At 37.4% G+C, this 12,380-nt stretch carries 10 protein-coding genes; 7 read left to right on the top strand and 3 right to left on the bottom strand.

What is annotated here, in order from left to right; genetic code table 11:
• Positions 1-139: 139 nt before the first annotated feature.
• The 5 genes from dxs to spoIVB all read left to right on the top strand — a co-directional run bounded on the left by dxs (position 140) and on the right by spoIVB (position 6,790).
• On the top strand, positions 140-2,032 hold the full coding sequence (dxs, locus tag NQZ71_RS08700) for a 1-deoxy-D-xylulose-5-phosphate synthase (protein WP_144452683.1): 1,893 nt from the start codon (positions 140-142) through the stop codon (positions 2,030-2,032).
• A 7-nt stretch (positions 2,033-2,039) separates the two neighbouring features.
• Complete coding sequence (locus NQZ71_RS08705; protein WP_144452684.1) at positions 2,040-2,858, top strand: TlyA family RNA methyltransferase; 819 nt, start codon at positions 2,040-2,042, stop codon at positions 2,856-2,858.
• A gap of 245 nt (positions 2,859-3,103) precedes the next feature.
• On the top strand, positions 3,104-3,553 hold the full coding sequence (gene ahrC, locus NQZ71_RS08710; protein WP_275005862.1) for a transcriptional regulator AhrC/ArgR: 450 nt from the start codon (positions 3,104-3,106) through the stop codon (positions 3,551-3,553).
• A gap of 15 nt (positions 3,554-3,568) precedes the next feature.
• Positions 3,569-5,257 carry a DNA repair protein RecN gene (gene recN / locus NQZ71_RS08715; protein WP_260055375.1) on the top strand — a complete coding sequence of 563 codons (1,689 nt, stop codon included), beginning with the start codon at positions 3,569-3,571 and terminating at the stop codon, positions 5,255-5,257.
• Positions 5,258-5,497: 240 nt separating this feature from the next.
• A complete protein-coding gene (gene spoIVB / locus NQZ71_RS08720) occupies positions 5,498-6,790 on the top strand; it encodes a SpoIVB peptidase (protein ID WP_144452686.1) in 1,293 nt (430 codons plus the stop codon).
• Between the two features lie 35 nt (positions 6,791-6,825).
• Here spoIVB and NQZ71_RS08725 read toward each other — a convergent pair whose 3' ends face one another.
• A complete protein-coding gene (locus NQZ71_RS08725) occupies positions 6,826-7,743 on the bottom strand; it encodes a 1,4-dihydroxy-2-naphthoate polyprenyltransferase (protein WP_275005858.1) in 918 nt (305 codons plus the stop codon).
• Positions 7,744-8,166: 423 nt separating this feature from the next.
• Between NQZ71_RS08725 and spo0A the strand changes: the two genes are divergently transcribed.
• On the top strand, positions 8,167-8,961 hold the full coding sequence (gene spo0A, locus NQZ71_RS08730; protein ID WP_144452689.1) for a sporulation transcription factor Spo0A: 795 nt from the start codon (positions 8,167-8,169) through the stop codon (positions 8,959-8,961).
• 245 nt (positions 8,962-9,206) lie between these two features.
• Here spo0A and NQZ71_RS08735 read toward each other — a convergent pair whose 3' ends face one another.
• Positions 9,207-9,500, bottom strand: a complete 294-nt coding sequence (locus NQZ71_RS08735; RefSeq protein WP_144452691.1) for a hypothetical protein — start codon at positions 9,498-9,500, stop codon at positions 9,207-9,209.
• Between the two features lie 426 nt (positions 9,501-9,926).
• A complete protein-coding gene (locus tag NQZ71_RS08740) occupies positions 9,927-10,247 on the bottom strand; it encodes a winged helix-turn-helix transcriptional regulator (RefSeq protein ID WP_127737526.1) in 321 nt (106 codons plus the stop codon).
• A 240-nt stretch (positions 10,248-10,487) separates the two neighbouring features.
• On the opposite strand from NQZ71_RS08740, the gene NQZ71_RS08745 reads away from it, so the two are divergent.
• Positions 10,488-12,185, top strand: a complete 1,698-nt coding sequence (locus tag NQZ71_RS08745; RefSeq protein WP_144452693.1) for an NAD-dependent malic enzyme — start codon at positions 10,488-10,490, stop codon at positions 12,183-12,185.
• Positions 12,186-12,380: the final 195 nt, after the last annotated feature.

Consider the following 12,380-nt stretch of genomic DNA (forward strand, 5'->3'; position numbering starts at 1 on the left):
CATATTTAACATGTATAGCTACTAATAACACAAAAGATTATGCTTAGCATACATAACAATAAACTAATTACGTGAAAAGTAAAAATAAGCAAAAGTTCATAATATAAGGTTTAAATTGAATGAAAGAGAGTTGTTAACGATGGATTTATTGTCAATAAAGAATCCAGCCTTTCTAAAAGACTTATCGGTGGAAGAACTCGAGAAGTTGAGTGAAGATGTTCGTACGTTTTTAATAAATACACTGTCGACGAAAGGCGGACATATCGGCCCGAATCTTGGTGTTGTCGAATTGACAATTGCTTTGCATAAGTGCTTTGACAGTCCGAAGGATAAATTTATTTGGGATGTTGGCCACCAAGCTTATGTCCACAAAATTTTGACTGGTAGAACGAAGGATTTCGATACATTAAGACAGTACAAAGGGATGTCTGGTTTCCCAAAAATGAATGAGAGTGAGCATGATGTATGGGAAACTGGCCATAGCTCCACTTCATTGTCAGCAGCAATGGGCATGGCTGTCGCAAGAGATTTAAAGAAGGAAGATTCTTTTGTTGTGCCAATTATCGGTGATGGTGCACTGACTGGCGGAATGGCTTTAGAGGCCCTGAACCATATTGGTGATGAAAAAACAAACATGATTGTCATTCTTAATGACAATGAAATGAGTATCGCACCAAATGTTGGTGCATTACATCATGTACTCGGTCGATTAAGAACTGCCGGTAAATACCAATGGGTAAAAGATGAGCTCGAAATGCTGTTGAAGAAAATTCCAGCAGTTGGCGGTAAGATGGCAGCAACAGCAGAAAGAATTAAGGATAGCTTAAAATATCTGCTTGTTTCAGGTGTGTTTTTTGAAGAGCTTGGATTTACTTACTTAGGTCCAGTGGACGGCCATAACTATGAAGATTTAATCGAGCATTTAAATTATGCTAAAAAAACAGAAGGACCAGTTCTTTTGCATGTTTTAACGAAAAAAGGTAAAGGTTATTCTCCTGCTGAAGAGGATAAAGTTGGAACATGGCATGGAACAGGACCTTATAAAATTGAAACAGGTGCAATTGTGAAGCCTGTTAATACTGCACCTGCTTGGAGCAAGCTTGTCAGCGATACTGTGCTGAAGCTTGCGAGGAAGGATGAAAGAATTGTTGCTATAACTCCTGCGATGCCTGTAGGCTCTAAACTGGAAAGCTTTGCAGCAGAGTTCCCAAACAGAATGCTCGACGTTGGGATTGCTGAACAGCATGCTGTTACTTTGGCAGCAGGACTTGCCACACAAAAAATGAAACCATTTTTAGCGATTTACTCCACATTCCTGCAAAGAGCGTATGATCAAATGCTTCACGATGTGTGCAGGCAAAACCTAAATGTCTTTATCGGGATTGACCGTGCAGGTCTTGTAGGAGCAGATGGTGAGACACATCAAGGTGTATATGATATTTCATTCTTGCGTCATATGCCGAATTTAGTGCTAATGATGCCTAAGGATGAAAACGAAGGGCAGCATATGGTAAATACGGCAATTTCATATGATGCTGGTCCGATTGCAATGCGTTTCCCACGTGGTAATGGACTCGGTGTCCCTATGGATGAGGAATTAAAGTGTATCCCGATTGGGTCATGGGAAGTTCTTAGAGAGGGAAGCGACGCAGCAATTTTGACCTTCGGAACGACAATTGGTATGGCAATGAGTGCGGCGGAAATTTTAGAAAAGCAAGGAACATCTGTGAAGGTTATAAATGCAAGATTTATTAAACCATTAGATGAAGCAATGCTTACAGAATTGTTCAAGCAGCAAATGCCAATATTAACGATAGAAGAAGCAGTTCTTCAAGGTGGATTTGGAAGCTATGTGCTTGAATATGCACAAGAAGCTGGCTTTGGGTCCACTGTGATTGACAGAATGGGAATTCCTGATCAGTTTGTTGAGCATGGTGATGTAGATTCCTTATTAGCAGAAATTCATTTAACAACAGAAGAAGCAGTTAAAAGAATTAACTCGATTGCGAGAAAAAAACAAAAAAGGGCTTAGATAATAAATGAAGAAAGAACGCATAGATGTTTTATTGGTGGAGCAAGGATTATTTGAAACGAGAGAAAAAGCAAAAAGAGCGATTATGGCTGGAATCGTCTATTGCGACGAAGAGAGATTGGATAAACCGGGAGAAAAAATCGCCGTGGAATCCAAGCTCACAGTAAAAGGTAAAACACTTAAATATGTAAGCCGCGGTGGCTTGAAGCTAGAAAAAGCACTTGAGGTGTTTGATCTAACTGCAAAAGACAAAGTATTGCTGGACATTGGCGCTTCAACAGGCGGTTTTACAGATTGTGCCTTGCAAAACGGTGCAAAATTGTCCTATGCATTAGATGTCGGTTATAATCAGCTGGCTTGGAAGTTAAGACAGGATGAAAGAGTTATTGTAATGGAACGCACGAATTTCCGGTATGTAACTCCTGCAGACTTGGAAGGAGAAATGCCAAACTTTGCATCGATAGATGTGTCGTTCATTTCATTAAAGCTGATTCTTCCTGTTTTAAAAACCTTACTTGCCTCAGGCAGTGATATTATTGCATTAGTGAAGCCGCAATTTGAAGCAGGCAGAGAGCAAGTTGGTAAAAAAGGAATTGTCAGGGATAAGAAGGTGCATGCAGATGTTCTGGAACGAATCATTGCATTTTCCAAAGAAGAAGGCTATCAAATCAAAAACCTTTCCTTCTCACCGATTACAGGCGGAGATGGGAATATTGAATTTCTTCTTCATCTTCACTGGTCAGAACTTGGCGGCGAAGACACTTTAGTTGATGTAAATGCAGTGGTTGATAGTGCGCATGAGGAATTGAAGAAAGCAAAGCAATAAGTTAATAAGGACTCTTCCAAAGGAATAAGTTCAACTTATTCCTTTTTGGATTGCAAAAGAATACATACAAATTATAGAATAAAGATACAATGAAATTACAAGGATATAGCAGTTTTTTGTCGAAATATAGGAATACAGCCTAAATGCCATTATTATAATAGGCTTATTAAAAGGGTAGACACCAAGCTTGCTTTACAAATCTAAAAAAACCAGTGGACATAATGTCCATTAAAGGAATGATAGTAATGAATAAAGGACAAAGGCATATTAAAATTAGGGATATTATCTCCAATAATGAAATAGAAACACAGGACGACCTTGTCGATGAGCTGAAAAATGCTGGATATAATGTAACACAAGCAACGGTTTCCAGAGATATTAAGGAGTTGCATCTTGTGAAGGTACCTCTGCAGGACGGACGATATAAATACAGCCTTCCAGCAGATCAGCGTTTCAACCCGCTGCAGAAATTAAAAAGGACACTAATGGATGCATTTGTAAAAATTGATTCTGCCGGCAATTTACTTGTATTAAAATCATTGCCAGGAAATGCCCAAGCTATTGGCGCATTAATTGATAATTTAGATTGGGATGAAATACTAGGAACTATTTGCGGTGATGACACATGTCTAATTATTTGTCGCACAGCAGAGGATGGCCAAATAATTACAGATCGTTTTCTTGATATGCTGTAAAAGAGGTGACATATTTTGCTTAATGAATTATCTATCAAAAACTTTGCCATTATTGAATCGCTTGCCGTCTCTTTCCGTAAAGGATTAACGGTTCTGACAGGGGAAACAGGTGCTGGGAAATCAATTATAATTGATGCGATTAACCTGCTTGTTGGCGGAAGAGGCTCCGCGGAATTTGTTCGTCATGGAGAGGAAAAAGCAGAAATTGAAGGGCTGTTTTATATTGAAAATGGACATCCTTGCTTTTTGAAAATGCAGGAATTTGGTATAGATATTGAAGAGGGTACGATTATCCTTAGAAGAGATATTTCCGTTTCCGGTAAAAGTGTTTGCCGCATTAACGGAAAGCTTATTACTATCTCCACATTAAGAGAGATAGGCTCAAGTCTTATTGATATACATGGTCAGCATGAGCATCAGGAATTGATGGATGAAACAAAGCATCTCATGCTTCTTGATACGTATGCAGCTTCAGAGCTTGCGCCAGTGTTTAAGGAATATGAAGGTTTATATCGTACGTATACCCAAACACAAAAAAAACTGATGAATTTGACTGAAAATGAACAGCAAATGGCGCATCGTCTCGACTTACTAACATTTCAGCACCAGGAAATCATCAATGCAAACTTACAGAAAAATGAAGATGACGAATTGCTGGAGGAAAAAAAGCGCCTCGGCAACTTTGAAAGAATTTTCGAAAGCATCCAAACAGGATACACAGCCTTAAAGGGTGAGCAAAAAGGGCTTGACTGGCTTGGTGAAGTGATGGGGCATATGGAAGAAGCTGCAAGTCTTGACCCGGAATATGCAGATATTTCCGAGTCTGTGTCTAACAGCTTTTATATTCTTGAGGATGTTGCAAGCAGGTTGAGAAACAGCCTTGATTATCTCGAATATGATCCTGCACGGCTTAATAGTATTGAAGCAAGGTTGAATGAAATTAATTCACTTAAGAGAAAATATGGAAAATCTGTTGATGAAATACTAGAATATGCTGCTAAAATTGAGGAAGAGCTAGAAACACTTCAAAATAAAGAAACACATATTGATATGCTCGAAAAAGAATTATTAAGCATAAAAAAGGATTTGCTTGTTGAAGCAAATGAACTTAGCTCCCTTCGCAAAAAAGCAGCTATTCGATTAACAGACGATATTCATCATGAATTGAAAGAGCTTTATATGGAGAAAACCATCTTTGAGGTAAGATTTAACTCAGACGAGGATAATATCTCCAAAGCAGGGATGGATAATGTGGAATTTTATATATCTACAAATCCAGGCGAACCGCTTAAGCCTTTGTCTAAAATAGTCTCAGGTGGAGAGCTGTCGAGGATGATGCTCGCGTTAAAGAGCATTTTCTCGAAGCATCAAGGTGTCACTTCCATCATTTTTGATGAGGTGGATACAGGCGTAAGCGGCAGAGTCGCACAGGCAATTGCAGAAAAAATTTCAAGTGTCTCAGCTGGCTCTCAAGTGCTTTGTATTTCCCATATGCCTCAAGTAGCGGCAATGTCTGATACACATCTTTACATTGCAAAAGCAATTCATGATGGACGGACATCTGCAACAGTTACTCCATTGGAAACACAGGATAAAATAAAGGAAATTGCGAGAATGATTTCCGGAACTGAAATAACGGATTTAACAAAAAAACATGCAAAAGAGCTGTTAAAATTGGCCCAAAAGGTCAAGAATAAAAGATAGAACAAGGAATCCCCTGTTTAACAGGGGTTTTTATTTTTAATAGGAAAAAATTGTATGAGATCATAACTACTAAAATAAATTGCATTTTGCTTAATTCGTTATTCACGTTTTACAAAATTGCTATTACTAACCAAAGTGTGCAGGTTTTTTATAGTTTTTACAGTAATAAATGATCACCATGCAGGCAAACTTATATATAAGCCAAGAATTTGGTGATTAGAAGCGAGGAGAGTGAATGATATGAAAATGGATTTCCTAAGAAAAATAATTGGTGGAATTCTCCTTGTTTCATTAATTTCTATATGCTTTAACAAACCCTTTCAAGAATATCTTCATATCCCAAAAAGCGTCACTATCTTTGAAGGCCAGAATACAGTGATAAGCAGTTCATCCATACCCGCATCAAGCATGGTTACGGAGGATAACTCAGTCGTTGCCCTAAGTCAAGATGAAGGGGAGTATTCGCTGCATGGTGAAGAGAATGGTAAAAACGAGATGGTTTTAGAGCTGGCAGGCTTTCCGATTAAAAAGGTTGATGTGAATGTTTTAAAGGACTTTAAAGTTATCCCTGGCGGACAATCTATCGGGGTGAAGCTAAATTCAGTTGGCGTACTGATTGTTGGACATCATCAGGTGAATACAGTGGAAGGCAAGGCATCACCAGGTGAAAAGGCTGGCATTAAAGTAGGAGATATGATTACAGAAATCAATGGCAAAAAAATTGAAAAGATGGCAGATGTGGCACCATTTGTCCAAAGTGCAGGAGAAACAGGAGAGCCGCTTAACTTAACAATATTGCGTGAAAAAGACACAATTAAAACTAAATTAGAACCTTTAAAGGAAAAAGGTTCCAACACATTTAAATTAGGCTTATATATTAGAGATTCAGCAGCTGGCATTGGAACGATGACGTTCTATCATCCTGAATCAAAAAAATATGGAGCTTTAGGTCATGTTATTTCTGATATGGATACAAAAAAACCAATTGTCGTGGATGACGGTGAAATTTTACGTTCAACTGTCACTAGCATTGAAAAAGGTGAAAATGGCAACCCAGGTGAAAAGCTGGCACGCTTCTCCTCTGACAAAGAAGTAATCGGCAATATTACCACAAACAGCCCATTTGGAATTTTCGGTGAACTGAATAGAGGAATGACAAATGGAATCATGGATAAGGCTATGCCAATCACATTATCAGATCAGGTGAAAGAGGGACCAGCCCAAATTCTAACTGTTGTTGATAATGATGTAGTGAAGCTATTTGATATTGAAGTGGTCAGCTCTGTACCGCAAAAGTTCCCAGCAACAAAAGGAATGGTAATCAAGGTTACAGACAAAGAGCTTCTCAAGAAAACAGGGGGCATTGTTCAAGGGATGAGCGGAAGCCCAATCATTCAAGATGGTAAGTTGATTGGTGCCGTTACCCATGTGTTCGTAAATGACCCGACAAGCGGATATGGTGTCCATATTGAATGGATGCTGAATGAAGCAGGAATTGACATATATGAAAAAGGAAAGCAAAAAGCTTCCTAAATAAGTAAAAGCGCACCATTACGGTGCGCTTTTACTTATAGGTTTGAAAAGATAAAATCAAGCAAGATGCCGATTCCTAAAAACAACCCAAAAAATGTATTTGTTTGTGCCGTTGATTTCATCGCAATTGGAGTTTCACTGCGACTTCCTTTAAAGCCTTTAATTGCTTGAATCGGTTTTTTAATGCTAAGAAACACAATTAATAACCACGGACTGCTGATACCAAATATCACAAGGCCAAGTACCCAAATATAAGAGATAATAAACAATGCAGCAAGAAGCTGAACAGCTTTTTCAAATCCCATTAAAATGGCAATTGTTTTTCGGCCGCCAAGTGTATCTTCCTCAATATCTCTTATATTGTTAGACAAGTTGATGCATCCGATTAAAATCGCAATTGGCACTGATATTAAAATGCTTTGTTCATTAACAAAACCTGTTTGAATATAGAAGGAAATCAAAATGAAGATCGTTCCCATGCAAATACCTGAAAATAATTCACCAAATGGTGTATATGCAATAGGAAGCGGCCCACCTGTGTAAAGATAGCCAATAGCCATTCCTAACACCCCAACAAGGGCAATCCACCAGCTTGTGCTCATGCAGATATACACACCAAGTAATAGGGAAGCAGTATATAAGGCAATCGCCAAGTTCATCACTGTTTTTGGCTTCATGCCATGCCTTACGATAGCTCCTCCAATTCCTACTGATTCAGCTGTATCTAATCCTCTAATGAAATCATAGTATTCATTGAACAAATTAGTAGCTATTTGAATGAACAAGCAAGCAAATAGCATGGCTAAAAACAAGCCAGTATGAATCTGTTCATATTGTAATGCTAAAACTGTCCCAATAAAAACGGGAACAAAAGAAGCAGTTAACGTGTGTGGTCTCGTCAGCTGCCACAATACTTTATGTGTAGGCTGATCGTTCTTTGCAACATTTTCCATAAAAAAAATCCTTTCTTTAAAACCATTTCTAAAAGTACAATATGTGAAAGTCCACCTTATATAATAACTTAAATTTCCTATCAGCAACAAGAGCGTATTCATAAAATCGCCATCTTTTTTTAGTTATAAAAATCTAAAATGTGCTGTTTTCTTTTATATTCTTTAAAATATAGCGTGTTTATTAATTAATTCTTTATTATTACCATATATAGGGTGTATAATAAATCTATAAAGATTTTTCGACAAATGTTCATCTAGGGATGTAAAATGGCGAATGAGGTCGAAAATGAGAGAATTCATGAGAAAAAACGAGTTTTTCTATATTTTTTTATAAAATCAAAGGAATTTTAGTTACTTTGTCGAAATTGTCATTTAGAATAAAGAATAAATAGAGAGATATGGATATTGAGGAGGAAACTATCATTGAAGAAAATACAAGTATGTGTCGTCGATGACAATAGAGAGCTTGTTGGATTGCTTGAGGAGTACATAAATTCTCAAGAGGATATGGAAGTTGTCGGTATTGCTCATAACGGACAGGAATGTTTGGAATTATTGGAAGACATTCAGCCTGATGTAATGCTTTTGGATATCATTATGCCTCATTTGGATGGTCTGGCGGTTTTGGAAAGAATGAAGCAGCTGAATATTCCTTCGATGCCAAACGTTATTATGCTCACAGCCTTCGGACAAGAGGATGTTACGAAAAAAGCTGTTGATCTTGGCGCATCCTACTTTATACTTAAACCATTTGATATGGATTATTTAGCTAGTCATATCCGCCAAGTAAGCGGCAAGTCGAATAGTTTTGCTCGCAAAAGCACAACATCCACTTCTTATAGATCACAACAAGAGCAAAAACCAAGAAATCTTGATGCAAGCATCACAAGCATTATCCATGAAATCGGCGTACCAGCACATATTAAAGGATACCTTTATTTAAGGGAAGCAATCTCCATGGTATACAACGATATCGAATTGTTAGGATCCATCACAAAAGTACTTTACCCTGACATCGCTAAAAAATACAATACAACTGCAAGCCGTGTAGAGCGGGCTATTCGTCATGCTATTGAAGTCGCTTGGAGCAGAGGCAATATCGATTCCATCTCCACCTTGTTCGGCTACACTGTCAGCATGTCCAAAGCAAAGCCGACGAACTCAGAATTTATCGCAATTGTGGCAGATAAGCTGAGATTGGAGCATAAGGCTTCTTAAAGAAGTGGCCCTGTTTCTGACTAAGTTTTGTTTTAATTAGTTTTATTATTTGTAAAAGTACTTCCTGGTTATTGAGTTTATAATGAACTTAATAAACAGGAAGTGCTTTTTTCTTTAAAATTAGTTATATTTTTCGGATTAAAATAGCAACCAATACATTTGCAGTATTGGGTAAATGCACTAACTTTCCATTCCATAAAAAAAAACGGCTTTAATAGCCGTTAATTGTAGTAACCGTATTAATATCATTTACTTAACGCAGGTAAATATTTTTTATCCATTTTAACGGCAATAATGGCTAGAAACTTCTGTACAGTCATACTTTCCTCTGCTTTTGTGTACCAAGATAACTTGGAGCCATAATCTTCCCCATCATAATTTACGCTGCGGGGCGTATAGCTTTTCAGTTTAGATGTTTCGGTGTAATCAAAATCAATAATTAAAAACTTGCCGTCTTGTGTTTCCATTTTAACAACATATCTAGGACGTGCGTAGTCAGGTTTGTACTTTGTCCCTATAATTTTAGCTTTAGTTCTCATAATGATCTCCTTTATCGGGATTAACACCTACCACAAGTAATAGTAGAGAAACAAGAAATTTACTAAAATTATTTAAAGTGCTTATTGACAAGCATACCACAGTAAATTAAATAAGTATATGTAAGGCGAACAATGGCTCTTGTTAGTAAAGTAATTATTACTATACATATAGTAGATCTTTTACCCATTCATAAATAGAAAGTATAAAACGAATAGGAGAAGCTTTAAAAGTCACTTTCCGTTTTTTTAAGCGATTTTAAGCATTTATGCTTCCTAAAATAAGATCGAGAAATCTCTTTGCTTTCATTAGCAAGGAGGTTTTTTTTTGACAAAACAACGCAATATTCAGCCGGAAAATACTTATGTAAGTAAAAAAAGTAAAAAAAGAGACCGTGGTTTGAAACGGTCTTTCAAGCTGGGCTGGAATCACATCCATTTTTTTGCCCATAATTCTACTACATCCAATGCTTTGCCTAGTTCATGGCCTTTTTTTGTTAAGGAATATTCGGTGCGTATCGGTCTTTCTGTAATAACATTGCGAATGACGATGCCGTGATGCTCTAGGTCCTTAATTCGTTCATTAAGCATACGTTTGCTGAGATCTGGAATAAAGCTGTGAATTTCGCTGAATCGCTTCGGCTCATCCATCAGTGCATGGATAATAAGGCCAGTCCATTTCTTGCTGATGAATTGGTACAGCTTCTCCACCTTTTCACTTAAATTGCGCGGAGTCTTTTCTTCGCTCATTTCATTCATCCTCATTTTTTTAGTTATTAATGATAACCAATATATTATAAATAACATAGTTAAATAATTAAAAAAATCACCCTTACTTACATAATATCATATAAAGCGGTTTCATTAAATTGGTTTGTGACAATTCTGTGGCAGTGACCGTTGACGAAGAAAAAATAGGGGAGTAATATCTGTAACGTAAATTAACCAGTTAACTTTAAGTAACCAAGTTGAAGGAAGAAGGAATAGAAGATGAGCAAAGTTATTTTCTTAGAAAAAGACGGTTCCATTCATACAGCATTAAAAGGTAAAGATGTTTTAGCAAATCCATTGCTGAACAAAGGAGTTGCCTTTACAGAAAAAGAAAGAGAGGAGCTTGGCCTAAACGGTATCTTGCCTCCGGCAGTGTTGACTCTTGAAGAGCAAGTGCAAAGAGCGTATGAGCAATTCACATCAAAGTCGACTAATTTAGAGAAAAACAATTCATTAAATGATTTGTTTAACCGTAATGTCGTTTTATATTACAGACTGTTGACAGATCATTTAAGTGAAATGCTGCCAATCGTTTACACACCAACTGTTGGTCAATCTATCCAAGAATACAGCCATGAATACCATCGTCCAGGTGGAGTTTACCTGTCTATTAATGATTTAGACGGTATTGAGCAAGCTCTTGCAAATACAGGTGCTTCTTCAGATGATATTGATTTAATCGTAGCAACTGACTCTGAGAGCATTTTGGGTATTGGTGACTGGGGTGTTGGCGGTATCAATATTGCAATCGGAAAATTAGCTGTTTATACTGCTGCAGCTGGTATCCATCCTAAACGTGTATTACCAGTAGTGCTTGATGCAGGTACAAATAATGAAAAACTAATTAACGACCCATTATATATCGGTAACCGTCATGAAAGAATTCGCGGTGAAAAATATAATCAGTTCATTGATGCATATATCGAAAAATCCCTTGAAATGTTCCCGAATGCATTGCTGCACTGGGAGGATTTCGGTAATGTAAATGCGCGTCATATTATTGAAAAATATAAAGATAAAGTTTTAACATTCAATGATGATATTCAAGGTACAGGTGCTGTTACATTGGCAGGTATTCTTTCTGGTCTTAAAATCAAAAATGAATCATTGAAGGACCAACGCATATTAGTGTTTGGACCAGGAGCTGCAGGTATTGGGAACGCAGATCAAATGAAAGATACGATGGTTCTTGAAGGTTTGACAGAGGAAGAAGCATGTGCAAGATTCTGGGCTGTAGATCACAGAGGTCTTTTAACAGATGGAATGGATGGAATTTTAAGCTTCCAAAAACCATATGTACGCCCTGAAGCAGAAGTTGCTGACTGGGAAAGAGAAAATGGCATCATTACATTGATGGAAACAGTTAAACATGTGAAGCCAACTATTTTAATTGGTACGTCAGGTGTTGCTGGTGCATTCACAGAAGCAATCGTGAAAGAAATGGCTAAACATGTGGAGCGTCCAATTATCATGCCAATGTCCAATCCAACTCATCTTGCAGAAGCAGTTCCTGCAGATTTGATTGAATGGACAGACGGTAAAGCGCTAATCGCAACTGGAAGCCCATTTGAACCTGTTGAATATAAAGGTGTAAGCTACGAAATTGGTCAATCCAATAATGCTTTCGTATTCCCAGGTCTTGGTCTTGGTTCTATTGTAGTTAAATCAAAATTAATCACAGACAGCATGTTTATTGCTTCTGCTGATGCAGTTGCGAAGCTTTGCGATACAAATAAAGAAGGAGCTTCCTTGCTTCCAAGCATTTCTCAGCTTCGTGAAGTGTCCTATGAAGTAGCGGTTGCTGTTGCTAAAGCAGCAATTGCAGACGGTGTCGCACAAAGCATACCTGCAAATGTAGAGGAAGCAGTGAAGGATGCTATGTGGTATCCAGTATATAAAGATATCGAAGTACTATAAGGATAAAGTTTTCAAGAAATAAGGCTTTAAAAAGGCGGCTTTTAATCATAGATAATTGATTAAAAGTCGAGCTTATTGCCTTTTAGAGCAGTCTCACTTATTTTTTGAAGTGAATAAAAACCTACTTAGATAATAGGTGGAGTAATAGTTTAATGAGCGTGTTTTAAACACGCTATATTTTGGGGGATTTGAATT

Origin of the sequence: Niallia taxi, assembly GCF_032818155.1 — a bacterium.
Taxonomy (GTDB): Bacteria; Bacillota; Bacilli; order Bacillales; family Cytobacillaceae; genus Niallia; species Niallia taxi_A.

Bases quoted from the DNA above. Each gene is read 5' to 3' on its own strand.
- NQZ71_RS08725 (WP_275005858.1), bottom strand. From the start codon at position 7,743: ATGGAAAATGTTGCAAAGAACGATCAGCCTACACATAAAGTATTGTGG.
- NQZ71_RS08735 (WP_144452691.1), bottom strand. From the start codon at position 9,500: ATGAGAACTAAAGCTAAAATTATAGGGACAAAGTACAAACCTGACTAC.
- dxs (WP_144452683.1), top strand. From the start codon at position 140: ATGGATTTATTGTCAATAAAGAATCCAGCCTTTCTAAAAGACTTATCG.
- NQZ71_RS08705 (WP_144452684.1), top strand. From the start codon at position 2,040: ATGAAGAAAGAACGCATAGATGTTTTATTGGTGGAGCAAGGATTATTT.
- NQZ71_RS08740 (WP_127737526.1), bottom strand. From the start codon at position 10,247: ATGAGCGAAGAAAAGACTCCGCGCAATTTAAGTGAAAAGGTGGAGAAG.
- ahrC (WP_275005862.1), top strand. From the start codon at position 3,104: ATGAATAAAGGACAAAGGCATATTAAAATTAGGGATATTATCTCCAAT.
- spoIVB (WP_144452686.1), top strand. From the start codon at position 5,498: ATGAAAATGGATTTCCTAAGAAAAATAATTGGTGGAATTCTCCTTGTT.
- NQZ71_RS08745 (WP_144452693.1), top strand. From the start codon at position 10,488: ATGAGCAAAGTTATTTTCTTAGAAAAAGACGGTTCCATTCATACAGCA.